The organism is Streptomyces sp. NPDC056527 (genome assembly GCF_042794475.1).
Classification (GTDB): domain Bacteria; phylum Actinomycetota; class Actinomycetes; order Streptomycetales; family Streptomycetaceae; genus Streptomyces.
Genome location: NZ_JBHTTQ010000056.1, coordinates 1 through 23,614, shown reverse-complemented (window position 1 = coordinate 23,614; position 23,614 = coordinate 1). Strand labels below are relative to the sequence as shown.

The window sequence follows — 23,614 nt, the reverse complement described above, 5'->3', positions numbered from 1 at the left end:
CCGGCACCGGGCTAGCGCGCGCGGAGCCGTACCTCCAGACGCTCGATCGCGGCGCGGACCCCGTTGCCGTATCCGTCGTCGTCCAGCGCGTCCGACGCCGCGCGGGCCCGGTCCAGATGGACCCGCGCCGCGTCGGGCCGCTGGAGCTTCAGATAGTCGGCGGCCAGGTTGAGATGCAGCGAGGGGTACAGCGCCCGCAGCGCGACCGCGGAGTCGTGCTCGGCCAGCCGCTCCTCGCCGAGCTCCTCGGCCGCCAGGAGGGCCCGCAGGTCCCAGGCCAGCTCGACGTCCGGGTCGTCCTGCGCGTCGGCCATGTAGTGCGCGAGCGTGCAGCGGTGCAGCGGGTCGCCGTCGGGACCGATCTGCGCCCACAGGTCCCCGAAACGGTTGCGCGCCTCCTCCCGGTCCCCGCCGTGGAGCAGCATCGTCGCCTGACCGATCCTGGTCATGACGCCGTCGTCCGACATCTGCTGCTGCTCGGTCACTGGGGCCTCCACGCGATCTCCGTCCGGGAGATCCGACGCTAGCCGCAGCGACCCCCGATCCGGATCAGGCTCGGGCGCCGGCCGGGGCCTGTCAGCCGGGCGGGCTCAGACACCCGCCCGGACAGCGGCCCGGTGGCGTCAGCCCAGGTCGGGGATGCGCCAGTCGATCGCCTCGTGGCCCTGGGCCGCGATCGCCTCGTCGATATGGGTGAAGGGGCGGGAGCCGAAGAACTTCTTCGCCGACAGCGGCGAGGGGTGCGCGCCCTTCACCACCACATGGCGCTCCTCGTCGATCAGGGGGAGCTTCTTCTGCGCGTAGTTCCCCCACAGCACGAAGACGGCCGGGTCCGGCCGCGAGGCCACGGCGGAGATCACCGCGTCCGTGAACTTCTCCCAGCCCTGGCCCTTGTGCGAGTTGGCCTCGCCGGCGCGGACGGTGAGCACCGCGTTGAGCAGGAGGACACCCTGCTCGGCCCACGGCATCAGATAGCCGTTGTCCGGCACCGGGTGGCCGAGCTCCTCCTTCATCTCCTTGTAGATGTTGCGGAGGGAGGGCGGGGTCTTGACTCCGGGCCGGACGGAGAAGCAGAGACCGTGTCCCTGCCCTTCTCCGTGGTACGGGTCCTGGCCGAGGACCAGGACCTTCACCTTGTCGTACGGGGTGGCGGCGAGGGCCGCGAAGACCTCGTCGCGCGGCGGGTAGACCGGCCCCTTGGCCCGCTCCTCCTCGACGAACTCGGTGAGCTGCTTGAAGTACGGCTTCTGCAGCTCGTCGCCGAGGACGCCGCGCCAGGACTCGGGCAGCATGTCGGTGTCGGTCACGTCAACAACCTCCGGTAGGCCATGTCTTCTTACGTGCTGAAGAACCTACCGGTGGCCACTGACAACGCCGCTACCAGCTGGTCCGGCGGCTGAGTTCCCACATCTGCATGACGGTCTGCGGGTCGAGCGCGCGCTCGCCGCCCGCGATGTCCTCACCTGCCGCGATGTACAGCTTGCCCTGCCACAGCGGCAGGAGCCGGACGTCGTCCACCATGATCTCCTGCGCCTCCTTGAACTCCTCGGCGGCGGCCCCGCGGTCGCTCTCGCGCCGCGACTTCGGCAGGATCTCGTCGGTGATGCGCGGGCTCACGTACGGCGTTCCCAGCGCGTTCTGCTTGCCGACGAACGGCGCGATGAAGTTGTCCGCGTCCGGGAAGTCGGGGAACCAGCCTCGGCCGAAGACCGGGTACTCGCCCTTCTGGTAGGCCGCCGCGAACTCCTTCCACGGCTTGCTGCGCAGGGTCACCTTGAAGAGCCCGGACGAGTCCAGCTGCCGCTTCAGCTCGGCGAACTCGAGCGCGGTGCCGGAGCCGTACCGGTCCGTGGTGTACCAGAAGGTCAGCTCGACCGGCTTGGTGATCCCGGCGCCGCGCAGGATCGACTTGGCCTTCGTGACGCTGGGCTCGCCGAAGGCGTCGAAGAACTCCGTGGTGTGCCCGGCGATGCCCTTGGGGACCATGGAGTACAGCGGCTCGGCCGTGCCCTTGTAGGCCTTGTCGACCAGTTCCTCGCGGTCGACGAGCTGGGCGATCGCCTTGCGGACCGGCTCCTTGGCGACCGAGGCGTCCCGCGCGTTGAAGACGAGGTAGCGGATGTCGGCGCCGGTCGACTCCACGAGCTGGAGCTTCTCGTTCTCCGGGGTGTCCTCCTGGAGGTCGACGACCTCCTCGGCCGTGAGGCCCCGGTAGGTGGCGTCGATCTCCTCCTCGCGCAGCGCGTTGACCATGGCCTCGGACTCCTTGAAGTACCGGATGGTCACGCCGCCGTTCTTGCGGTCCGCGAACCCCTTGTAGGTGGGGTTCTTGGTCAGCTCGGCCTTGTCGCCCTCGACGTAGTCGTCGAGGACGTAGGGACCGGAGCCGGTGAGCTTCCCGTCCTCACGGAGCTTGTCGGCGGGGTAGTCGGCGGGGTCCACCAGGGACATGGCCGGGGTCGCGAGGACGAAGGGGAAGGTCGCGTCGGGCTTGTTCAGCTTGAAGACGACCGTACGGTCGTCGACGGTCTCGATCTTGTCGAGCGAGCCGAGCATCCCGTTGGGGCCACCGTCGGCGTTGATCGTGCGGATGCGCTCGATGGAGTACTGGACCGCCTTGGCGTCCAGTTTGTGCCCGTTCGAGAACGTCAGGCCGTCGAGGAGCTTGCACTCGAAGATCCGGCTGGCGGTGTCGGAGAATTTGCAGTCGGCGGCATCGGACTGCGGTGTCGTGCTGCCGGTCGGAAAACTCACCAGCGTCTGGAAGACATTTCGGTACAGCTCCCAGGAATTGTCCCAAGCGGCTGCCGGATCAAGCGTGGTGGGAGAACTCGTCGTGCCGACGACGATTCTCTGCTCCCCGGTGGATTCACCGTCCGAAAACAGGCTGCATCCGGAAACCAGGGATATGGACGCAAGGGCTGCAGCGGCCTGCAGACTGGTCCGGTTGAACACGTGCACGCTCCTCGTTCAGCCATGGGTCGGCCGACCATACCGCAGCGCCCCGTCAGGTCAATGTTCGACCCTGACGGGGCACTTGAGGCATTCAACGATTAACCGGGGCCAAACCGGTCAGGAATTCAGGAAAGTGTCCGGATATCGGTCACTCGACGCCGGAGTTGAGGAAAAGACCCCCGTCGACCACCAGCGTCTGGCCGGTGATCCAGTCCGACTGGTCGGAGGTGAGGAAGGCGGCCGCGCCGCCGATGTCCTCCGGGACGCCGAGCCGGCCGAGCGGGTACGCTGCCGCCGCCTCGGCCTCACGACCCTCGTAGAGGGCCTGGGCGAATTTGGTCTTGACGACGGCAGGGGCGATCGCGTTGACGCGGACCACCGGCGCGAACTCGTGCGCCAGCTGGAGGGTCAGATTGACCATGGCCGCCTTGCTCATCCCGTACGCGCCGATGAACGGCGAGGCGGAGATGCCGGCGATCGAGGCGATGTTCACGATCGCACCGCCATGATCCTTCTGCCAGGCGCGCCAGGTCAGCTGGGCGAATCCCAGGGCCGAGATCACATTCGTCTCGTAGACCTTGCGGGCGACGTTCAGGTCGAGCTCGGCGATCGGCCCGAAGACCGGGTTCGTCCCGGCGTTGTTCACCAGGAAGTCGACCCGGCCGAACGCCTCCATCGTCGCCTCGACCGCAGCGGCCTGGTGGGCCTCGTCGTGGGCCTTGCCGGGCACCGCGATGACCCGGTCGGCCCCGAGGCGCTCGACGGCCTCCTTGAGGGCCTCCTCGCCCCGTCCGGTGATGCACACCCGGTCGCCGCGGGCGACCAGCGCCTCGGCGATGCCGTAGCCGATGCCCCGGCTGGCTCCGGTGACCAGAGCGACCTTGCCGGAGAGCTCGGGCAGTTCCTTCGTACTCATGTTCGTCTCCTTCTTCCCGCTCGAAGCGTCAGTTGAGCGGGCCGCCGGCCACGTACAGGACCTGGCCGGAGACGAAGCCGGCGTCGTCGCCCGTGAAGAAGGCGATGGCGTTGGCGATGTCCTCGGGCTTGCCGACGCGCTGCACCGGGATCATGGAGGCGGCCGCGGCCTGGAACTCCTCGAAGCCCATGCCGACGCGCTCGGCGGTCTGCGCGGTCATCTCGGTGACGATGAAGCCCGGGGCGACGGCGTTGGCGGTGATGTTGAACTTGCCGAGCTCCTTGGCGAGGGTCTTGGTGAAGCCCTGCAGACCGGCCTTGACGGCCGAGTAGTTCGCCTGGCCGCGGTTGCCGAGCGCGGAGGACGAGGAGAGCGAGACGATCCGGCCGAAGCCCGCGTCCACCATGTGCTTCTGGCAGGCCTTGGCCATCAGGAACGCGCCCTTGAGGTGCACGTTCATGACCATGTCCCAGTCGGACTCGCTCATCTTGAAGAGCAGGTTGTCGCGGAGCACGCCGGCGTTGTTGACGAGGATCGTCGGGGCGCCGAGCTCGGCGGCGACGCGCGCGACGGCGGCCTCCACCTGAGCGCTGTCGGAGACGTCGCAGCCGACGGCGATGGCGGTGCCACCGGCGGCCGTGATCTTCTCGACGGTGTCCTTGCAGGCCGCCTCGTCGAGGTCGAGTACGGCGACGGCGCGGCCCTCCGCGGCCAGCCGTACCGCGGTCGCGGCGCCAATGCCCCGCGCCGCGCCGGTGACGACGGCTACGCGCTGCTCGGTGGTCGACATGCTGATTCTCCTCGCCCTTGGATCATCCATGGATGCGGCCCGCACGGTGCGTCCCGCACATGAGCGACCGCTTAGTACCTTCCGCAGACGAGACGCTAGAAGCCCTGGCACCCGGTGTCAACGGCCCACCGGGTGCACAGCGTCACTCCGCGCCACACGGACGGCGCTCAGCGGACCAGCAGATCGAGCAGCCTTTCGACCTCGGCCTCCGGGTCGGCCGTCAGACCGGTGTGCACCGGGCCCGGCTGGACGACCGTGGAGCGGGGCGCGATCAGCCAGCGGAAGCGCCGTCCTGCGTCGTCACGCGCCGCCTGGCCGGCGTCCTCGCCGCCGAGGCAGACCCCCTCGACCGCGTGCAGCGCGGCCCGTACGCCGGTCACGTCCGCACCCGGGTCGAGCACCCTGAGCTTGGCCTCGTCGAGATGCGTCCGGGCGGCGACGTACGACTTGGCCCGGCAGTAGACCACCACGCCCGCATTGAAGAACTCGCCGCGCTCCACGCGTGGCACGACGCGCAGCAGCGCGTACTCGAAGACATCGCGGTCGGTCACGTGGTGCGGTCCTTCTGGGCGGAGTGCGGCCGGGGGGCGAGACGTTCGGCGAGCCAGCCGGGCGGCTGCGCCGGCCCGCGCTCGACCCGCGGACCGAGAGTGATCCGCTCGTGGATGGTCGCGGCGCGCGGCAGCAGGGCCTCCACGTACGCGGCGCGCACCGCGTCGGTGCTTTCGAAGCCCGGCTCGTCCACCAGCCACTCGTCGGGGACGTCGGCGGCGACCGCCTCGAGCAGCTCCCGGGTGACCAGGGGCGCCAGCTCGGCCGCCGCGGCGGCGACGTCCGGCGAGAAGGGCGCCAGGGCGTGGTCGGAGGCGTCGTACGGCTTCGCGGCGGAGGCCTGGGCGCCCCGCCAGTTGTGGTGCCAGATCATCGTGGCGCCGTGGTCGATGAGCCACAGGTCGCCGTGCCAGACCAGCATGTTCGGGTTGCGCCAGGACCGGTCGACGTTGTTGATCACCGCGTCGAACCAGACGACCTTCCCCGCCTCCTTCGGGTCCACCTCGTACGCCAGCGGGTCGAAGCCCAGCGAGCCGGGAAGGTAGTCCATCCCGAGGTTGAGCCCGCCACTCGCCTTCAGCAGCTCCTGGACCTCCTGGTCGGGCTCGGAGAGCCCGATGACGGGGTCGAGGTCGATGGCGACGAGCTCGGGCACGCGCAGCCCGAGCCGACGGGCGAGCTGCCCGCAGATCACCTCGGCGACGAGTGTCTTGCGCCCCTGCCCGGCGCCGGTGAACTTCATGACGTACGTACCGAGATCGTCGGCCTCGACGATCCCGGGGAGCGAGCCGCCCTCACGCAGAGGGGTGACATAGCGAGTCGCTGTCACTTCTGTAAGCATTTCGCCAGGCTATACGGCCTGTCCGGCGCGGATCATGTCCGCACACTTCTCGCCGATCATCATCGTGGTGATGCACGGATTGACCGCCGGCAGGAACGGCATGACCGAGGCGTCCGCCACCCGCAGCCCCTGCACCCCCTTGACCCGCAGCTGCGGGTCGAGGGGCGAGGAGAAGTCACGCTCGGCACCCATCCGTACGGTGCCCGCCGGGTGGTAGACCGTGTTGTGCGTCTGGCGGATGTAGGAGAACAGCTCCTCGTCGGTGGTGGCGTCCGGTCCGGGCGCCAGCTCCGCACCCTTCCAGTCGGCGAGCGGCGCCTGCGCCGCGATCTCCCGTGCCAGCCGCAGTCCGTGGATCATCACCCGGATGTCGTGCTCGTGCGTGAAGTAGCGCGGGTCGACCTTCGGCTTGTCCCGGAAGTCACGGCTGCGCAGCCGGACCGTGCCCTCCGAACGGGCACGGGTGACGTTCGGCGTGAGGCAGAAGGCGTTGTCGGTGGTCGGATAGCCGCGGCGGTAGGTGTTCATGTCGAACGGGACCGAACCGTAGTGGAACATCAGATCCGGCCGGTCGAGACCCGGTTCGGTGTCCGCGAAGATCCCGATCTCCCACCACTGCGTGGACGAGGTGACCATGGGCTGCTTCGCCTCCCACATGATCACCCCCTCGGGATGGTCCTGGAGGTGTGAGCCGACGCCGGGCGAGTCCACGCGTACGTCCACGCCGTTGTCCCGCAGATGGGCGGCGGGTCCGATGCCCGACAGCATCAGCAGCTTCGGCGAGTCGATCGCCCCGCAGGAGACGATCACCTCGCGCCGGGCCCGTACGGAGTCGATGTGCACGGCGTCCGGCCGCAGGTACTCCACGCCCGAGCAGCGCGCGCCGTCGAACAGCAGCCGCCTCGCCTGCACCCCGGTGCGTACCTCCAGCTGGGGCCGCTTGCCCATCACGGGATGCAGATACGACACCGAGGCGGACGAACGGGTCCCGTCCTCCCGGCAGTTGATCTGGAACCAGTTCGCTCCGCGCACCACCGTGCGGCCGGAGTTGAACGGCACCGTCGGGATGTCGCTCGCCGCACAGGCCGCCAACAGCGCCCTGCCGCACGGGTCCCGGGGCGGCACCGAGCGGATCGTCACGGGTCCGGAGCGGCCGTGGTGGTCGCCGGGGCCGTCGTTGGTCTCCAGCCGCTGGTACAGCGGGAAGCAGTCGGCCGCGCTCCAGCCCGAGCACCCCGTCGCACCCCACTCGTCGAGGTCCTCGGCCGGCGCCCAGAAGGCGATGCACGAGTTGTGCGACGAGCAGCCGCCGAGCACCTTGGCACGGGCGTGGCGCATGAAACTGTTGCCGTTCTCCTGCGGCTCCACCGGGTAGTCCCAGTCGTAACCGGATTCCAACAGCGCCATCCACCGGTCCAGCCGCAGGATGTTCTCGTCGCCCTCGTCGGAGGGGCCCGCCTCCAGCAGGCAGACGCTGACCCCGGGGTCCTCCGACAGGCGGGCCGCGACGACGGCCCCGGCGGTGCCGCCGCCGACCACGACGTAGTCGAACTCGGGCGCAGAGGGCTGTGCGGGCATGGTCTCTCCAGTACGAGATGTCCCCGTGGGGGGAGGGAGCACGGATCAGGGGACGTCTGCGCGGTGCTCGGCCAGCACGCCCGTACGGTGCCGCTGTACGAACCAGTAGTAGGCGAAGCCGCCGAGCGCCACGATGCCGACGAACAGGAACGCACCCCAGCGCAGGTACCAGTGCTGAGCCCCGGTCGCGTTGTAGACCTCGGCGCGGGGCCAGGCCAGGTTCAGGGACATGGCCGCGCCCCACAGCACCGCCAGGATGTTGATCGGCAGTCCGAAGCGACCGAGCGAGAAGGCTCCCTCACGGGGCTGCCACTTCCCGCGCAGCCGCTGGATCAGCATCGGGGTGGTGACCATCAGGTAGGCCACGTAGATCATGATGATCGCGATGCTGGTGATCACCGAGAAGATCTGCGGCTGGTTGATGTTGACGACCAGGATGACGACACCCACCACGCCGATCACGACGGCGGGAACCACCGGGGTCCGGAAGCGCGGGCTCACCCTGGCGAGGGCCGATCCGGCGGGCAGGTTGTTGTCCCGTGCCATCGCGAACATCAGCCGGATGCCCGCGGCCTGGACGGCCAGCACGCACACCGTGATCGCCACGACCACGCACCACAGGAAGATCTCACCGATCGTCGACCCCAGCGTCTCCAGCACCACGTACTGCAGGCCGCCCGTGGCCAACTCCTCCGACTGCAGGTCGGGCACCGCCATCAGCGCGAACAGCAGGATGAGACCACCGATGATGAAGGACGCGACGAGGGCCCGCAGGATCGCGCGCGGCGCGTTTCTGCTCGGGTTGTGAGACTCCTCGCCGAGCGAGGAGGCCGTGTCGAAGCCGTACATCACGTACGCCGAGGCGAGTGAGGCCGTCAGGAACGCCCCGAAGTAGCCGAGGGGCTCCCCGCTGCCCAGGCCCCATGTGTCGGTGAGCACCGTGCCGGGTCCACGGGTGATGTGCGCGGCGAGGAAGATGATCAGGGCCACGGCGGCGATCAGCTCGATGAAGACACCCGCGGAGTTGATCCGCGCCATCAGCTGTACGCCGAAGGCGTTGACCAGCGTGGAGAAGAGGATCAGCACCGTGCCGAGCAGGACCGCGTTGGCCGCGGCGTCGTTCTCGCCGCTGCCGTCGCCGACGATCTGGAACCAGGGGTCGATCTGCGGCAGCGTGATCTGGTACGCGAGAGCCACGGCCGACAGGGTCACCATGGTGGCCGTCATCATCATCCAGCCGCCGAGCCACCCCACGTGCGGGCCGCCCATCTTCTTCGCCCAGTTGTAGACCGAGCCCGCGACCGGATAGCGCGCCGCCAGCTCGCAGAAGCACAGTGCCACCATCAGCTGGCCCACGAACACCATCGGCCACGACCACCAGTACGCCGGGCCGCCGAAGGCGATTCCGAAGTAGAACAGCTGGAAGGTGCCGGTCAGGATCGAGATGTAGCTGATCCCCGCGGCGAACGTGTGGAAGTTGCCCAGCGTGCGCTTCAGTTCGGGCCGGTAGCCGAGTTCGGCCAGCGAGTCGTCGTCGTGAGGGGCGCCGGCGCCGGGCCGATCCTGGCCCGTCGGCTGTGCGGTCACTCGAACCACCTCTGCGGCTTGGGGGCGAGGTTCCGCCAGATGTGTTTGGTCTCCTGGTACTCGGCGAGTCCCGCCGGCCCCAGTTCACGGCCGAAGCCGGACTGCTTCATGCCGCCCCACTCCGCCTGCGGCACGTACGGATGAAAGTCGTTGATCCACACGGTGCCCGCGCGGAGCCGGGACGCGACCCGGTGCGCGCGGCCGGTGTCCTGCGACCAGACCGCACCCGCGAGGCCGTACATGGTGTCGTTCGCGACCGCGACGGCCTCGGCCTCGCTGTCGAACCGCTCGACCGTGAGCACCGGGCCGAACGACTCGTCACGGACCACCGACATCCCGGGCGTGCAGTCGTCCAGCACGGTCGGCGGATAGTAGTAGCCGTCGGCGAGTTCCGGGTCCGTCGGCCGCGCCCCGCCGCAGCGCAGCACCGCGCCCTCGGCCAGGCCCGCGGCCACGTACGCCTCCACCTTGTCGCGGTGTGCTGCCGAGATCAGCGGCCCCGTCCGCGCGTTCTCGTCGAACGGGCCGCCCATCGGGATGGCGCGCGCACGGGCCACGATCTCGTCGACGAAGGCGTCGTGCAGCGAGTCCTCCACGAGGAGCCGGGCACCGGCCGAGCAGACCTGCCCGGAGTGCAGGAAGACGGCCGTCAGTGCGTAGTCGACAGCCGCCTCGAAGTCCGCGTCCGCGAAGACGATGTTCGGGTTCTTGCCGCCGAGCTCCAGGGCGATCTTCTTCACCGTCGGCGCTGCCGCCGCCATGATCCGGCGGCCGGTGGCCAGACCACCGGTGAACGACACCAGATCCACCCGGGGATCCTCGGTGAGCGGCGCGCCGGCCTCGGCGCCCGTCCCCAGGATCAGGTTCCCGACCCCTGGTGGCAGCCCCGCCTCGGTCAGCAGCCGCATCAGCAGGATCGCGGTGTGCGGGGTCAGTTCGCTCGGCTTCAGTACGAACGTGTTGCCCGCCCCGAGGGCCGGGGCGACCTTCCACGCGGTCTGCAGCAGCGGATAGTTCCATGGGGTGATGAGTGCGCACACGCCGACGGGTTCGTGCACCACCCGGCTGTCCGCCTCCGGGTTGCCGGTGGCGACGATCCGGTCGACCCCGCCCGACGCGGTGAGGTTGCCGAAGTAGCGGAAGCAGGCCGCGATGTCGTCCATGTCGTACTCGGACTCGACGAGCCGCTTGCCGGTGTCCAGGGACTCGGCACGGGCGAAGGCCGCCTTGTCACGTTCCAGCAGATCGGCGACGCGCACCAGCAGCCGTCCGCGCTCGGCGGCGGGCGTGGCGGGCCACGGCCCGCTGTCGAACGCCTCGCGGGCGGCGGCGACGGCCGCTGCCGCGTCCGGGGGGCCGCCCTCGTCCACGGTGGCGACCAGGCTGCCGTCCGCCGGACAGCGGATCTCCCGCGTACGACCGTCGGCGGCGGCTGCCCACTTGCCTCCGATAAACAGCTCCGGCATCGCGCACCTCCGGGTCGATGGGCCGGGCACTGTCCGTGTGCTCCACCCCATGACACTAGGCAGCCTCGGCCGACCCCGCAGAACGAAGAATCGGGCGGCCGAGGATCGCAACGGCTCCGTCCGGGCCTGGGCCCCGTGCCCCGGCCTCGTCGCGATCGCCCTTCCGGGCGATCGAGGATCGCCACCGGACCATGCGCGCGGAGGTGCTCGGCGATCGACCGACCGCACGGGGCAGCACTGCTCCGAAAGGCTCATCCGTGCAGATCGGAGCCGAACGGCCGGCGGCTCAGGTACCGGACGACGCCTGCGCCTCGGCCTCCGCACGGTACAGCCTGCGCAGCCGCACGACACCCAGGTCGTGCTGGTACAGGTTCTCCTGCTGGTCCGCGTCGGCGGGCATGGCCTCCAGCATCACGCGGTCCTGTTCCAGGACCTCCCAGTGGCGCTTCTCGATCAGCGTCTTGTACAGGAAGCGCCAGGACGCCCGCTGCCAGTCCTCGACGCGGCGGTACCGCCAGAAGAAGACACCGGAGCGCTGCTCGTCGACCGGGCAGACCATGCCCACGATCCCGAACGGTCCGCCCGGGCCGGCCGACGGCGGGTACGGGATGGACAGGTCGACCCAGTCGACACCGGTACGGCACAGCTCGACCCAGTCGAAGTTGACGCCCCGCTGGTCGGTCTTCTCGAAGAAGTAGCCGCGCTCGGTCTCCCGGATGCGGAACTTGGCGGTCGTGTCGCCGGCGAACATGGTGTGCGACTCGTGGTGGAGGAAGGCACCGTGCATGGGGTCGAGCAGGTTCTCCACGGCGTACCGCCACGGCACGTTCCACTCGGCGTAGCAGAGGAACGCGTCCACCGCGGGGTCCGTCAGCGGCTCGGGGAGCGTCAGCTCGGCCGGCTCGGGGTGCTCCTCGTCGCCGAACCAGGCGAGGATCGCGCCGCCGACCTCGCGCACGGGCAGCGAGGTGACCAGCTTCTTGCCCTCCAGGTTGCAGCCGGGAAGGCCGGGGACCGAGGTGACGGTGCCGTCGGTGCCGACCTCGACGCCGTGGTACCAGCAGGCCACCCGGTCGCCGAGGTGCTTGCCCAGCGACAGGGGCGCTCCGCGGTGCGGGCAGCGGTCGGCGAGCATGGAGAGCGTTCCGTCCGGGCGGCGGAACAGCAGCCACTGCTCGCCGAGCGCGGTCACCTTGCGCATCGCGCCGGCGGCGACGAAGCGCGAGGGGACGACGGGATGCCACTGGTTGCGCAGACCGGTGGCGTAGATGCGGTCCGCGGCGGCGGTGGACGACAGCGTCATGTCAGGCTCCCAGTCGGTTCATCTCGGCGCGGAAGGACTCCTCGGTCCACGGCGTGCCGTCGGCGGTCTGCACCTTGCGGGCGTTGAGCCCGCGCACCACGTCGGCGAGCTCGTGGCCCTCCTGGGTGAAGACCTCTTCGAGGGTGGCGGCGAGCTTGTACTCGTACGGCGTGGGCTCGTGCGTACGGGACTGGTGGACGTCCAGGTACGGCCAGGTGTCGGTCACGTTCTCTCCTGAGAAGGCGGGGGAAGGGGTCACAGATCGAGGACGAGCCGGCCGGAGGCGCACCGCGAGACGCAGATCATCATGGTGGCGCCTGCGGACTGCTCCGCCTCGCTGAGCAGGAAGTCGCGGTGGTCGGGCGTGCCGTCGAGCACGCGGGTCTCGCAGGACCCGCAGATGCCGTCGCGGCACGAGCTGTTCACGCTGAGCCCGGCGCCCTCCGCGGCGTCGAGGATCGACGTGTCGGGGCCGACCCGGAGCGTCAGCCCCGAGGTACGGCACTCGACCTCGAACTCCTCGTCGTCTCCGGCGCGTTCCACGGTGGGGGCGGCGAACCGCTCCAGGCGCAGCCGGCCCTCCGGGCAGCGTTCCTCCACGGCCGCGAGGAGGGGTTCGGGTCCGCACGAGTACACGAGCGCGTCGTCGGGCAGCCGCGTGAGCACCGACTCCAGGTCGATGTGGCCCAGCTCGTCCTGCGGGACGAGCGTCACATCGCCGCCGAGCAGGGCGAGTTCGGAGGTGAAGGCCATCGAGGCCCGGCTCCGGCCCCCGTAGACCATCCGCCACTCGGCGCCCCTGCGGGCGGCCTCGCGGGCCATCGCGAGCAGGGGGGTGATCCCGATGCCGCCGGCGACGAAGACGTACGAGCCGGCGTCCTCCAGGGCGAAGTGGTTGCGCGGTTCCGAGACCGTGACGGACCGGCCGGGCCGCAGCTTCGTGTGCACATGGCGCGAACCGCCGCGCGAGGAGGGCTCGTTGAGGACGCCGATCCGGTACGCACCCTGGTCGTGCGGGTCGCCGCACAGGCTGTACTGACGGACGTGGCCACCGACGTGCACGTCGATGTGGGCGCCGGGCGTCCAGGCGGGCAGGGGCTTGCCTTCGGGGTGGGCGAGCTCGACGGACAGTACGCCCTCGGCCTCCCATGTCATGCGGTGGACGATCAGCTGCAGCGGGTTCTCGCTCATGGCCTGGTGCCTCCTTACCGGCGATAGGCAGTACGGGACCGGATTACCGGCCCGGGATCCTCACGGGTGGGGTGAACGGGTTCTTCATCGGGCCAAGGGCCGCGAGGTCGACCTCGACGAGCGTCGGCCCGTCGGAGGCGACGGCCTCCCCGATGACGGGTGCCGCGTGCTCCTCGGCGGCGATCCGCAGGTACGGCAGGTCGCAGGCGCGGGCGAGGAGTTCGAAGTCGGGTGTCACCAGGTCGACGCCGGAGCGGCGCTCGCTGTGGCGGTCCTGCATGTTGCGCAGCACGCCGTACCCTCCGTCGTTGAAGACGATCAGGGTGAGGCGGGGCCGCTCCTGGGCGAGGGTGAGCAGTTCGCCGAGGTGGACGGCGAGTCCGCCGTCGCCGGCGAGGACGACGGTGGGTGCGTCGGGCCGCGCGAGCGCCGCGCCGATCCCCATCCCGAGGCCTTGGCCGATGCCGCCGCCGCGCGGGAAGACGTTGTCCCGCGGGTCGTACATCTCGAGGAGGCGGTTGCCCCAGCTGCTGGAGGGGATGGTCACGTCGCGGGCGACGACCGCCTCGCGCGGCAGCGCGGCGCGGATCGCGTCGCAGATCGCGGCCTGCGGGCCGATGGCGTCGTGAAGATGGGCGCGTACCTCGGAGCGCACGGCACGGACGCGTTCCCGCCAGCCATGCTCGGCGGGCGTGGCGTGCCGGGTCAGGGCCGTGAGGGTGGGTGCGGCGTCGCCGTGCAAGGGGTGCGCGACCGGGTAGACCCGGCCGAGCGCCGCCGCGTCGACGTCGATCTGTATGTGCGCGGCGGGCAGCTCCAGCGTGTAGTCGGCGGTCTCGTTGGACCGGAAGTGGGTGCCGATGGTGATCAGCACGTCCGCGTCGGCGAGCAGGGCCCGTGCGGCGGGGGTGGTGGCGAAGTTGCCGATGACCTGTTCGTGGTCCTCGGGCACCGTGCCCCGCCCGGAGTTGGAGGTGAGCAGTCCCGCTCCGGTCACCTCCAGGAGACGGGCGAGTTCGGGGCGGGCCCCGGTCGCGCCGCCGCCGGCCCAGACGAGGGGGCGGCGGGCGGAGGCCAGCAGCTCGCCGGCGGCGGCCAGTTCGCCGTCCGTGGGGGCCGCTGCGGCGGGGAGGCCGGGAACGGCGAGGCCGTCGGTCTGGGGCGCGTACTGGAGGTCGATGGGCCACTCCACGCTCGCCGGCCCGCCGGGTCCGCCCGGGCCGCTGAGCGCTGCCCGCGCCGCCTCGCGCAGGACGTGGCCCGCCCGTTCGGTGTCCGGCACGGTCGCGGCGTGGGCCGACACGGCGGTCAGCATGCCGAGCTGGTCCTTGGTCTCGTGGATGAACCCCCGTCCGCTGCCGAGGAACTCGCTCTCCACCTGGCCGGTGACGTGCAGCACGGAGCTGCCGGCGCTCAGCGACTCGATCAGGGATCCGGCCGCGTTGCCCGCGCCGGTTCCGGTGGAGGTCAGGGCGCAGCCGATGGAGCCCCGGGCGCGTCCGTAGGCGTCGGCGGCGTTCACGGCGGACGCCTCGTGGCGCACGGGAACGAACCGCAGTTCGCGGTCGACGGCCTCGACGAGCGGCAGGTTGTGCACGCTGACGATGCCGAAGACGGTGTCGATGCCCAGTTCACGCAGGACGGCGACGAGGAGATCGCCTCCGTTGTCGTAACGCATGGTGTCTCCTCAGAGGATGGAACGGCCGACGCCGCCGCACACGTCGATGCTGGTGCCGGTGATGTACGAGGCGCGGGGCGAGAGCAGGGTGACGACCGCGTACGCGACCTCCTCGGCCCGGCCGAGCCGGCCGAGTGCGACGCCCCGGTCGGCGGCCAGCTCCGCCTGCCAGTCCTCGTAGCTCGTGCCGGTGGCGGCCGCGGCGTGGCGGCGGGTCCACTGGCCGGTGTCGATGAGGCCCAGGCACACGGAGTTGACCCGGATGCCGTCGCCGGCGAGTTCGGCCGACAGGGACTTGGAGAGGTTGAGGATGCCGGCGCGGGCGGCGCTGGTGGTGATCAGCCGGGGCTCGGGCTGCTTGGCGAGGACCGCGTTGATGTTGACGACGCTCGCCGCCTCGGAGCGGGCGAGGAACGGGCGCGCGGCACGCAGGGGGTTCAGCACCCCGGCGAACTTGAGCTCCAGTTCGTCGCGCCAGTCCTCGGCCGTCGAGTCGTCGAGCCCCTTCATGCGGGACTGTCCGGCGTTGTTGACGAGTCCGTCGACGCCGCCGAACGTGTCGGCGGCGCCGCGTACGAAGCGGTCCACGGCGTCGGCGTCCCGTACGTCGCACGCGCCGGTGAGCAGGCGGTCCCGCCCGGCGCCCAGCCGGGCTGCCGCCTTGGCGAGACGGTCGGCGTCACGGCCGCAGGTGGCGACGCGGGCGCCTTCTTCGAGCAGGGCGCGGACCGTGGCCAGGCCGACGCCCGAGCTGCCGCCGGTGACCACGATGGTGCGGTCGGCGAGGCCCAGATCCATAACGGGTTTCTCCTGCGCTTCAGTTCATGGTGAAGCCGCCGTTGACGGCGATCACCTGTCCGGTCAGATAGCGGGACTCCTCGCCGAGCAGGTACGAGACGATCCCGGTGAGGTCGTCGGGCTGCTGCGGCCGGGAGACGGCCCGGTTCACGCGGTAGAGGTCGTGCCGCTCGGCGGGCACGGTCTCGGTCGCCTCGCACTCGGTGAGTCCGGGGGCGACCGCGTTGACGGTGATCCCCTTGTCACCGAGCTCGCGCGCCATGGCCCGGGTGAGGGCGATGACCGCTCCCTTGGAGGCGATGTAGTGGGCGAGGCGTGGGGAGCCGTAGAGCGCGGCGTCCGAGGCGATGTTGACGATCCGGCCCGGTGCCGCGAGGAGCGGGTACAGGGCCTTGGAGACCAGCCAGGGGCCGCGGGCGTTGACCGTCATCAGCCGGTCCCACACCTCGATGTCGATGTCCTGGAACTCCTTGCCGCCCACGCCGTTGGCGAGCGCCGCGTTGTTGACCAGGCCGTACAGCGGGCCGATCTCCCGCACGGCGGCCGCCAGCGCGGCCACCGAGTCCGGGTCGGCGACGTCGCAGCGTACGAAGCGGGCGTCGATGCCCTCCTCGCGCAGCTCCGCGGCCGCGCGCTCGCCCCGCTCCCGCTCCAGTTCGGCGACGACGACGCGGAAGCCGTCCTCGCCCGCCCGGCGGGCCATGGCCAGTCCCAGGCCACGGCCCGCTCCGGTGACGACGACGGTGCGCGCGTCGGCCGGGGGCAGATCAGCCACGGGTGACGCCGTGCATCGGCGAGTACTCCGGGTAGGTCGGGACCTGCGGCTTCTGCGTGCCGATGACGACGCAGAAGAGGGCGTCGGTGTCCCCCTCGTTCTTGAGGGAACGGGTCACGCCGGCCGGGACGACGATCATGTCGCGGTAGCCGAGGGTCCGGTACTCGACCTCGTCGGGGCCTCGGTGGATGCCGACCTTGACCTCGCCCTCCAGGACGAAGAACGCCTCTTCGACGTCGTGGTGGGTGTGCGCCGGGCCCTCGGCGCCGGGCGGAAGCAGCATGTTGGAGAAGGTGAACCCGCCGGACGGGATGATCCGGCTGTCGTTCTCGTGGTTGCCGGTCGCGCCGGAGCCGACGTACCGGATCTGGCCACGGCGGAACTGCGCGCCGGCCTTCTCCTGGAAGGACAGGGTGTCGAAGTCGGCGACCCGGGAGTCCTTGGTGGCGATGAGCGAGTCGGTGTAGTCGGCGAGGTCGCCGCCGTTGTCGTACTCGGTGGTGGTCAGGGGCATGGGAACGGCTCCTATTCGGGGATGCGGGCGGTGATACGGAGGTGGGAGAGGACCCAGGCGTTGAAGCGCCCGGGCTGCTCCTGGTTGGCCAGGTGACCGGCGTCCTTGACGATCACGAAGGCGGTCTTGTGGAGGGCTCCGGCGATGGCCTGGCTCGCCTCGATGCCGGTGACCTCGTCCTTGTCGCCGCAGAGCACGAGCGAGGGTGCGGCGACCGAGGGCAGTTCGGAACGGAGATCGGCCGAGGCCATGGACTCGGCGGCGTAGGCGTAGCCCGGGAGCCGTACCGAGGCCGCCATGGTGGCGACGACCCGCCGGACCAGGTCGGCCGGGGCGCCGGGTGACACCAGACGTGGTCCGCGTGCCTCGGCGAAGGCGCGCGGGCCGAGTTCGACCAGCTCGGTGGCGCGGGCCCGCATGGCCGCCGCCTTCTTCTCGTCCGTGCCCGAACCGGGGCTGGAGTCGGCGACGATCAGAGAGGCGACGAGGTCCGGGTGGCGGGCGGCGAGCCGCAGGGCGATCACACCGCCCCAGGAGACGCCGAGCACATGGGCGCTCCCGCCGCGCTCTCGGATCAGCCCTGCCGCCACGTCCGCGAAGTCGTCGAGGGTGAGGGGGACTTCGGGGTCGGGCGACGAGGCGTAGCCGGGGGCGTCCCAGGCGACGACCCGTGCGTACGACGAGAGTTCGGCGAGCTGCGGGGCGAAGGCGGCCGACGACGAGCCGATGCCGTGCAGGCACAGGAGCAGGGGACCGTGGTCACCGGCTTCCTCGACGTGGACCTGCGTGGCGACCGGGGCGAGGAGGTCGGCGCTCACAGGATCTGCCCCGTCCGCCCGGCGAGCGCGGCGAGGCTGCGCAGTACCGCGTACGGCACGACCTGGCTGGTCGCCGGGTTCCCGGGGTCCGGCAGGTGCGCGACCTCGAAACGGTACGTCCCGTGCGGGCCGGCCGCCTCGATGACGTGGCGGGTGTGGTGCGCCCCGGGATCGGCGACGACCCGGACCCGCACAGCGTCCAGGTCGCCGACGGCCAGCGCGACCGAGGCGGCCACGTTCGTCGACTTGGGGAATCTGACCGGGACCTCGCGGGCCGTTCCGGTCATGACCTCGACCGGGCCGGTCGCCGTCCGCATCCGGGCGAGCAACTCCTCGTCCATCCAAGGCTGTTCGAGGGTCGAGGGCAGCTTTGTGGTGGTGAGCCGGACGTCACTGAGCGGTCCCAGGGAGCGGACCGCCTGGAGCAGGTCGAGTCCGCCGACGGCGCCGCCGGTGAAGTACACCCGGCCCGGGCCCGCCGCGAGCAGTCGCTTCGCCAGCTCGTCGTCGGTCAGCGCCCCGGTGGAGGCGATCAGCAGGTCGGTGCCGGAGGCGAGCACCCGCTCGCCCCATTCCCTTACGACACCCTGGCCCGCCGCCTCCACGATCAGGTCGCAGCGCTCCAGCGCCTCTTCGAAGGGGACCTGCGGGGCCGGGGCGGCCTCGCCGAGAGGACGGTTGTCGACGACGCAGTCGAGCTCCGCGCCGCTCACGTCGCCCGCGGCGAGCGCGGTGCCGACGATCCGGCCGATCGCGCCCCAGCCGACGATGCCGACCTTGCGTACGGTGCTCATACGGTGACCTCCTGGGCGTCGAGGGGGGCGAGCGGGCCGGGGTCCGGCGCGCCCGCCATGTGGCAGCGGATCTCCTTCGACGGCGGGCCCGCCGTCCCCCACAGGTCGGACAGGTCCGGCACCCGCCGCCAGACTCGGGCGATCCAGGCGTCCTCGACGATCTGGGCGACCTCGGAGGTGTACTCGCAGACCAGCCCGGAGGGGTCGGTGAAGTAGGAGAAGGTGTTGTTCCCGGGGCCGTGGCGGCCGGGTCCCCACTGGGGGGTGATGCCGTGGTGGCGGAGCCGGCCGAGGCCGCGCATGAAGTGGTCGACCGAGCTCATCTCGTACGCCACGTGGTTGAGCGAGGTCCACTCGGCCTGGTTGAACGCGATGCAGTGGTGGTCGGCGTTGCAGCGCAGGAACGCCATCTGGTGCTCGGACCAGTCGGAGACGCGCAGGCCGAGCACCTCGCAGTAGAAGGCGACCGCGGCGTCGATGTCGACGGTGTTGAGCACGGCGTGGGTGACCCCGACGGGCACGGCGCCGTCCCGTCCGCGCGGCACGACCGCCTCGACGTGGGCGCTGATCTCGATGAGGCGCCCCTCGGGGTCGGTGAACCGCAGGCCGTATCCGCCGCCCGCCCCGTCCAGCGGTCCGGGCCCGAAGACGGGGACGAGAGAGCGCGCCTCCAGGCGCCGGGCCGCCTCGTCCACCTCGGCCGGGGTCCCGACGGCGAAGGAGATCCGGCCGAGGCCGACGCGCTCGTGCTCGGTCAGCTGGAGGACGTGGTGTTCGTCGCTCGTGCCGCGCAGCCAGCTGGTCCCCGTGTCGGACTCGACGGTTTCGAGGCCCCAGACGTCCTCGTAGAAGCCGGCGGCCTCGGTGAAGGCCGGGGTGTACAGCTCGACGGAGCGCAGGGAGCGGAGGCGGGCGATCGGACCTGGCGGTGTGGGGTGCATGAGTCTCTCCAGACGGGCGGCGTGCCGGGTCAGTTGGCCCAGGGCAGGGGAAGGTCGGAGGTGCCCCAGTACAGGGACTTCTGTCGCTGGTAGGCGCGGATCGCGTCCCGGCCCTTCTCCGTACCGAGGCCGCTGTCCTTCCATCCGCTGAACGGGGTGGAGGCGCTGAACTGCTTGTACGTGTTGATCCAGACGGTGCCGGCCTCGATCCGGCGGGCGATCCGCCAGGCGGCGCGCAGGTCACGGGTCCAGATGCCGCAGGCCAGCCCGTAGACGGAGTCGTTGGCCTGGCGGACGAGGTCCTCCTCGTCGTCGTAGGGCAGGGCGACGAGGACCGGGCCGAAGATCTCCTCCTGGCAGGTGCGGGAGGTGTTGGCCAGGCCGTCCAGGACGGTCGGGAGGTAGTACGCGCCGTCCTGGTACCGCTCCCCCTGGGGCGCCGCCCCACCGCACAGCACGCGCGCGCCTTCGGAGCGGGCGAGGTCGACGTAGGCGGCGACGGAGTCGCGGTGGCGGTGGTGCACCAGGGGGCCGACCTGGGTGGCCGGATCGGTGCCGGGGCCGACGCGCAGCTTGCGGACCCGCTCGACGAGCTCGCCGACGAAGGCGTCGTGGATCTCGCGTGCCACGAAGAGCCGGGATCCGGCGATGCAGGACTGGCCGCTGGACGAGAAGATCCCGAACAGCACTCCGGCGAGGGCCTGCTCGATGTCGGCGTCGGCGCGCACGATGGTCGGCGACTTCCCGCCCAGCTCCAGTGAGGCGGGGACGAGCTTCTCACCGGCGATCGCGGCGATGGACCGGCCGGTCTCGGTGCCTCCGGTGAATCCGATCCGGGCGACGAGGGGGTGGCGCACGAGGGCGTCGCCGACGGTCCTCCCGCTGCCGGGCAGCACCGAGAGCAGGGCGGTGGGCAGGCCGAACTCGTCGAGCGCCCGGGTGATCAGCCGTCCGAGGGCGAGGGAGACCAGCGGGGTCCAGGCGGCGGGCTTGAGGAGGACGGCGTTGCCTGCGGCGAGCGCGGGGGCGATCTTCTGCGCGTCGCTGGCGACCGGGGAGTTCCAGGGATTGATCGCGCCGACCACGCCGATCGGTTCGTGGACGCTCATGGTGACGTACGGGCCGCGGGACGGGGTGACCGTGTCCTCGGCCGTCTCCAGCGCGGCGGCCATGTACCGGAAGGTGCCCGCGGCGCTGAGCGCGAGGGCGCGTGTCTCGGTGAGGGTCTTGCCGGTGTCGGCGGTCTGCACGGCGGCCAGATCGGGCGCCGCCTCCTCGGTCAGCTCGGCGATCCGGTGCAGCAGCCGGGCGCGCTCGTGGGCGGGCATGTCGCGCCAGGCGGGGTCCGCCACCGCCTTCGCCGCGGCTTCGGCCGCCTCGGCGACCTCGTCGACCGAGGCGGAGTGCACGGTGGCGAGCACGCGTCCGGTCGCCGGATCTACGGTGTCGACCGGCTCGCCCGCACCGCGTCGCCACTGGCCCGCGATCAGGATGTCGGTGGGAAGGAGCTGCACGGGTGGACCTCCGGGCGGGCGGCGGAAGGGGAGTTGGCTCCGAGCACGGACGGAGTCCGGCGCGACCCCGTGACCGGAATCGTCGAAGCACTAGAAATCTAAGTGCTTAACTATTTCTCGACAAGCCCCCGAGTCGAGATCGTTGCCGAATCGGCCTTGAGCACGCCCTTCACGGACCCGATGATGGCTAGCGGGCCTGCGAGACAGAGATCTCTAGGCGCTTAACCATTGACCGCTTAGATATAGGCCCCTACTGTCTCGGCAACTCCCCTGCCCGCGGAAGGACCCCTCCATGACGACTGTGGCCGGCAAGCAGGCCAGCGGCTCCGTAGCCGCGCGACTTGAACGACTTCCGCACTCCCGGTGGCACGTCAAGGTCCGGTTCCTGATCGGAGCCGTCACCTTCTTCGAGGCGTTCGACCAGCTGCTGGCCGCCTCCGCACTGCCCGTCCTGATGAAGGAGTGGCACCTGACCACCGGGCAGGCCACCCTCGCCGTGACCTCCGCCTCCATCGGAATGCTGCTCGGCGCCCTGGCGGCCGGCTGGCTCGGCGACCGGATCGGCCGGGTCCGCACCGTCGCCCTGGGCGTCGGCATCACCGGCCTCGCCAGCCTCGCCGTCGCGTTCTCCGGCAGCATCGACACGTTCTCGCTCTTCCGGTTCGTCCAGGGACTCGGCATCGGCGGAGTCGTACCCGTCGCCGCGACCTACATCAACGAGATCGCCCGCTCCGACAAGCGGGGCCGGTTCGTCCTGCTGTACGAGATGATCTTCCCCGCCGGACTCGCCGCGGCCACGCTGGTGGCCGTGTGGGTGGTCCCGCACTTCGGCTGGCGCGCGATGTTCCTCATCGGCACCATCCCGGTACTGCTCGCCGCCGCACTGCCCCGCCAGGTCGCCGAGTCCCCGCGCTGGCTGCTGGCCCGCGGTCGCACCCAGGAGGCGGAGGAGGTCATCGCGCGCATCGAGGCCGAGGTGACCCGTTCGACCGCCGCCGCACTGCCCGCGCCCGACGCGAACCTGTCCGACGAGGCGTCCCGCGGCCGCCTCGGCGACCTCTTCCGCGGACGCTACCTCCGGCGGACGATGGTCCTCTCGGGTCTGTGGTTCGTCGCCTACTACGTCAACCACGGCATCTCCACCTGGCTGCCCTCGCTCTACACGAAGACGTTCGGCCTGGATCTGACCACCGCCCTCACCTACACACTGCTGAGCAACGTGACCGGCCTGCTCGGCACCCTCATCGTCGCGCTCCTGATCGACCGCATCGGTCGCCGGCCCGCCCTCGTGTGCGCGCTCGTCGGCACCGTGCTCTCGCTGGGCGTGCTCGCCCTGGCCGGCGCGACCTCGGGCGGCCAGGTGGCGATCTTCGCCTCCTGTACGACCTTCTTCCTCTACGCGGTCAACGCGGGGCTCTACCTGTACTCGCCCGAGCTGTACCCCACCGCCAACCGCGCCAAGGGCGCCGCGTTCGGTGGCGTGTGGAACCGGCTCGGCGTCATCCTCGGCCCCGTGACCGTCGGCGCGATCATCGCAGCGGGCGGCAGCCTGACCCTCGTCTTCCTGCAGCTCGCGGTGGTGGCCGCGGTGGGCGCGGCGATCGCCTGCTTCGCCGTCGAGACCAAGGGCAAGACGCTGGAGGAGCTCAACGCCTGAGCCGACCGGCAGAGCGGCTCCCTGACACTTTCACCTCAGCGCTAAGATTCTCAGCGCTGAGGTGAAGGCGCGGGACGACGCCGGACGAGGGGAAGAGCATGGCTGTATCGAAGCCGTCGGACCGTGACGCCGTCGCGCGGGTGATCGAGGACTGGGCGCGGGAGAGGCCGGAGCTGGACACCAGCCCGCTGGAGGTCCTCGCCCGTCTCCACCGCTCCTTCCTGCGCTACAGCACCCGGCTCACGGCATCGATCGAGCGGCACGGCCTGTCCGTGGCGGGCTTCGACGTCCTCACCGCCCTACGGAGGGCGGGACACCCGCACCGGCTGACGGCCGGCCAGCTCGCCGACTCCGGCCTCGTGTCCTCGGCGGGGGTGACACTGCGCATCGACCGCCTGGAGAAGGACGGCCTCATCGTTCGCGAACGGGACGCCGACGACCGCCGCGTCGTCTACTCCCGCCTCACCGACAAGGGCCTCGCGACGGTGGACACCGTGTTCGCCGAGCATCTGGACAACGAGAGCCGGATGCTCGGCGGCCTGTCCCCCTCCGAACGCCGCCAGCTCGCACGACTGCTGCGCAAGCTGGAGGAGTCGATCATCGCCTCCGACGAGGAGCCGACGGACACGACCGCGTAGCGGGCTCATTCGTCCGGTGCTCGCCACGAAGCCCCGTCGAGCTGCCTCCGCAGCTCAGCGGGGCTTTCGGCCGTGGCCCGTGCGACCGCTACGACCTGGGATCGAAGCAAACCGGCCGCCGGTGAAGTCGCTTTGATCGACTGTGACTCCCATGGCAAAGTGTTCGCGTTTGCGTTCTGCGAACGCACTTACGTACGGGGGGCTTTGGGGTCATGGCTGTCACGGTGCCGGATTGGGCTGACACGCTGCTGGATCTGGTGGGGGTGAACTGGCCGAACGTCGACGAGGACGCCTACCGGGACATGGCG

General features: G+C 70.8%; 22 protein-coding genes and 1 pseudogene. 2 read left to right on the top strand and 21 right to left on the bottom strand.

Translation table 11 applies throughout. From position 1 onward, the window contains the following. Window positions 1–11 precede the first annotated feature (11 nt). The 21 genes and pseudogenes from ACFQ7Q_RS24290 to ACFQ7Q_RS24190 all read right to left on the bottom strand — a co-directional run bounded on the left by ACFQ7Q_RS24290 (window position 12) and on the right by ACFQ7Q_RS24190 (window position 21,011). Entirely contained in the window at window positions 12–485 is a 474-nt protein-coding gene (locus ACFQ7Q_RS24290; RefSeq protein WP_383558688.1) for a hypothetical protein, read from the bottom strand. Window positions 486–623: 138 nt separating this feature from the next. Next, window positions 624–1,307: a uracil-DNA glycosylase gene (gene ung / locus ACFQ7Q_RS24285; protein WP_383558687.1), complete on the bottom strand. Its 684-nt coding sequence runs from the start codon at window positions 1,305–1,307 to the stop codon at window positions 624–626. Between the two features lie 70 nt (window positions 1,308–1,377). Continuing rightward, on the bottom strand, window positions 1,378–2,955 hold the full coding sequence (locus ACFQ7Q_RS24280) for an ABC transporter substrate-binding protein (RefSeq protein ID WP_383558685.1): 1,578 nt from the start codon (window positions 2,953–2,955) through the stop codon (window positions 1,378–1,380). 148 nt (window positions 2,956–3,103) lie between these two features. Then, window positions 3,104–3,871, bottom strand: coding sequence for an SDR family oxidoreductase (locus tag ACFQ7Q_RS24275; protein ID WP_383558684.1), 768 nt, complete (start codon window positions 3,869–3,871; stop codon window positions 3,104–3,106). 28 nt (window positions 3,872–3,899) lie between these two features. Beyond that, window positions 3,900–4,661, bottom strand: coding sequence for a 3-oxoacyl-ACP reductase FabG (gene fabG / locus ACFQ7Q_RS24270; protein ID WP_383558682.1), 762 nt, complete (start codon window positions 4,659–4,661; stop codon window positions 3,900–3,902). Window positions 4,662–4,828: 167 nt separating this feature from the next. Then, window positions 4,829–5,212 carry a DUF3037 domain-containing protein gene (locus ACFQ7Q_RS24265; RefSeq protein WP_383558680.1) on the bottom strand — a complete coding sequence of 128 codons (384 nt, stop codon included), beginning with the start codon at window positions 5,210–5,212 and terminating at the stop codon, window positions 4,829–4,831. Beyond that, window positions 5,209–6,054 (bottom strand): HipA family kinase, encoded by an 846-nt coding sequence (locus ACFQ7Q_RS24260; protein ID WP_383558679.1) that lies wholly within the window; start codon window positions 6,052–6,054, stop codon window positions 5,209–5,211. The genes ACFQ7Q_RS24265 and ACFQ7Q_RS24260 overlap by 4 nt, the downstream gene beginning before the upstream one ends. A gap of 9 nt (window positions 6,055–6,063) precedes the next feature. Beyond that, window positions 6,064–7,632 (bottom strand): GMC family oxidoreductase, encoded by a 1,569-nt coding sequence (locus tag ACFQ7Q_RS24255; protein WP_383558678.1) that lies wholly within the window; start codon window positions 7,630–7,632, stop codon window positions 6,064–6,066. A gap of 35 nt (window positions 7,633–7,667) precedes the next feature. Beyond that, window positions 7,668–9,307 (bottom strand): annotated as a pseudogene (locus ACFQ7Q_RS24250) (APC family permease); the annotation flags it as partial. Continuing rightward, window positions 9,216–10,685 (bottom strand): aldehyde dehydrogenase family protein, encoded by a 1,470-nt coding sequence (locus tag ACFQ7Q_RS24245; protein ID WP_383558677.1) that lies wholly within the window; start codon window positions 10,683–10,685, stop codon window positions 9,216–9,218. The gene ACFQ7Q_RS24245 and the pseudogene ACFQ7Q_RS24250, both read right to left, overlap by 92 nt. 286 nt (window positions 10,686–10,971) lie before the next feature. Beyond that, on the bottom strand, window positions 10,972–11,988 hold the full coding sequence (locus tag ACFQ7Q_RS24240; RefSeq protein ID WP_383558676.1) for a Rieske 2Fe-2S domain-containing protein: 1,017 nt from the start codon (window positions 11,986–11,988) through the stop codon (window positions 10,972–10,974). Window position 11,989: 1 nt separating this feature from the next. Then, window positions 11,990–12,214, bottom strand: coding sequence for a recombinase-like helix-turn-helix domain-containing protein (locus ACFQ7Q_RS24235; protein ID WP_383558674.1), 225 nt, complete (start codon window positions 12,212–12,214; stop codon window positions 11,990–11,992). A 29-nt stretch (window positions 12,215–12,243) separates the two neighbouring features. Continuing rightward, a complete protein-coding gene (locus ACFQ7Q_RS24230; protein WP_383558672.1) occupies window positions 12,244–13,179 on the bottom strand; it encodes a PDR/VanB family oxidoreductase in 936 nt (311 codons plus the stop codon). A gap of 43 nt (window positions 13,180–13,222) precedes the next feature. Continuing rightward, window positions 13,223–14,857 (bottom strand): thiamine pyrophosphate-binding protein, encoded by a 1,635-nt coding sequence (locus tag ACFQ7Q_RS24225; RefSeq protein WP_383558671.1) that lies wholly within the window; start codon window positions 14,855–14,857, stop codon window positions 13,223–13,225. Window positions 14,858–14,866: 9 nt separating this feature from the next. After that, window positions 14,867–15,655 (bottom strand): SDR family oxidoreductase, encoded by a 789-nt coding sequence (locus tag ACFQ7Q_RS24220; protein ID WP_383558670.1) that lies wholly within the window; start codon window positions 15,653–15,655, stop codon window positions 14,867–14,869. A gap of 19 nt (window positions 15,656–15,674) precedes the next feature. Then, window positions 15,675–16,430 carry an SDR family oxidoreductase gene (locus ACFQ7Q_RS24215; RefSeq protein ID WP_383558669.1) on the bottom strand — a complete coding sequence of 252 codons (756 nt, stop codon included), beginning with the start codon at window positions 16,428–16,430 and terminating at the stop codon, window positions 15,675–15,677. After that, window positions 16,423–16,944 (bottom strand): cupin domain-containing protein, encoded by a 522-nt coding sequence (locus tag ACFQ7Q_RS24210; protein ID WP_383558668.1) that lies wholly within the window; start codon window positions 16,942–16,944, stop codon window positions 16,423–16,425. Before ACFQ7Q_RS24210 ends, ACFQ7Q_RS24215 begins: the two co-directional genes overlap by 8 nt. Window positions 16,945–16,955: 11 nt before the next feature. Beyond that, window positions 16,956–17,762, bottom strand: a complete 807-nt coding sequence (locus tag ACFQ7Q_RS24205; RefSeq protein ID WP_383558666.1) for an alpha/beta fold hydrolase — start codon at window positions 17,760–17,762, stop codon at window positions 16,956–16,958. Then, on the bottom strand, window positions 17,759–18,556 hold the full coding sequence (locus tag ACFQ7Q_RS24200) for an aspartate dehydrogenase domain-containing protein (RefSeq protein ID WP_383558664.1): 798 nt from the start codon (window positions 18,554–18,556) through the stop codon (window positions 17,759–17,761). Before ACFQ7Q_RS24200 ends, ACFQ7Q_RS24205 begins: the two co-directional genes overlap by 4 nt. Beyond that, window positions 18,553–19,497: a VOC family protein gene (locus tag ACFQ7Q_RS24195; protein WP_383558662.1), complete on the bottom strand. Its 945-nt coding sequence runs from the start codon at window positions 19,495–19,497 to the stop codon at window positions 18,553–18,555. The genes ACFQ7Q_RS24200 and ACFQ7Q_RS24195 overlap by 4 nt, the downstream gene beginning before the upstream one ends. A gap of 29 nt (window positions 19,498–19,526) precedes the next feature. After that, the gene (locus ACFQ7Q_RS24190) at window positions 19,527–21,011 is read right to left on the bottom strand and encodes an aldehyde dehydrogenase (RefSeq protein WP_383558661.1); all 1,485 of its coding nucleotides are present in this window, start codon (window positions 21,009–21,011) and stop codon (window positions 19,527–19,529) included. Window positions 21,012–21,303: 292 nt separating this feature from the next. Between ACFQ7Q_RS24190 and ACFQ7Q_RS24185 the strand changes: the two genes are divergently transcribed. Next, on the top strand, window positions 21,304–22,668 hold the full coding sequence (locus ACFQ7Q_RS24185; RefSeq protein WP_383558659.1) for an MFS transporter: 1,365 nt from the start codon (window positions 21,304–21,306) through the stop codon (window positions 22,666–22,668). A 98-nt stretch (window positions 22,669–22,766) separates the two neighbouring features. Further along, window positions 22,767–23,306 (top strand): MarR family winged helix-turn-helix transcriptional regulator, encoded by a 540-nt coding sequence (locus ACFQ7Q_RS24180; RefSeq protein ID WP_383558658.1) that lies wholly within the window; start codon window positions 22,767–22,769, stop codon window positions 23,304–23,306. Window positions 23,307–23,614: the final 308 nt, after the last annotated feature.

Bases quoted from the DNA above. Each gene is read 5' to 3' on its own strand.
- ACFQ7Q_RS24185 (WP_383558659.1), top strand. From the start codon at position 21,304: ATGACGACTGTGGCCGGCAAGCAGGCCAGCGGCTCCGTAGCCGCGCGA.
- ACFQ7Q_RS24230 (WP_383558672.1), bottom strand. From the start codon at position 13,179: ATGAGCGAGAACCCGCTGCAGCTGATCGTCCACCGCATGACATGGGAG.
- fabG (WP_383558682.1), bottom strand. From the start codon at position 4,661: ATGTCGACCACCGAGCAGCGCGTAGCCGTCGTCACCGGCGCGGCGCGG.
- ACFQ7Q_RS24260 (WP_383558679.1), bottom strand. From the start codon at position 6,054: ATGCTTACAGAAGTGACAGCGACTCGCTATGTCACCCCTCTGCGTGAG.
- ACFQ7Q_RS24210 (WP_383558668.1), bottom strand. From the start codon at position 16,944: ATGCCCCTGACCACCACCGAGTACGACAACGGCGGCGACCTCGCCGAC.
- ACFQ7Q_RS24195 (WP_383558662.1), bottom strand. From the start codon at position 19,497: ATGCACCCCACACCGCCAGGTCCGATCGCCCGCCTCCGCTCCCTGCGC.
- ACFQ7Q_RS24245 (WP_383558677.1), bottom strand. From the start codon at position 10,685: ATGCCGGAGCTGTTTATCGGAGGCAAGTGGGCAGCCGCCGCCGACGGT.
- ACFQ7Q_RS24255 (WP_383558678.1), bottom strand. From the start codon at position 7,632: ATGCCCGCACAGCCCTCTGCGCCCGAGTTCGACTACGTCGTGGTCGGC.
- ACFQ7Q_RS24200 (WP_383558664.1), bottom strand. From the start codon at position 18,556: ATGAGCACCGTACGCAAGGTCGGCATCGTCGGCTGGGGCGCGATCGGC.
- ACFQ7Q_RS24275 (WP_383558684.1), bottom strand. From the start codon at position 3,871: ATGAGTACGAAGGAACTGCCCGAGCTCTCCGGCAAGGTCGCTCTGGTC.
- ACFQ7Q_RS24240 (WP_383558676.1), bottom strand. From the start codon at position 11,988: ATGACGCTGTCGTCCACCGCCGCCGCGGACCGCATCTACGCCACCGGT.
- ACFQ7Q_RS24225 (WP_383558671.1), bottom strand. From the start codon at position 14,857: ATGCGTTACGACAACGGAGGCGATCTCCTCGTCGCCGTCCTGCGTGAA.
- ACFQ7Q_RS24220 (WP_383558670.1), bottom strand. From the start codon at position 15,655: ATGGATCTGGGCCTCGCCGACCGCACCATCGTGGTCACCGGCGGCAGC.
- ACFQ7Q_RS24180 (WP_383558658.1), top strand. From the start codon at position 22,767: ATGGCTGTATCGAAGCCGTCGGACCGTGACGCCGTCGCGCGGGTGATC.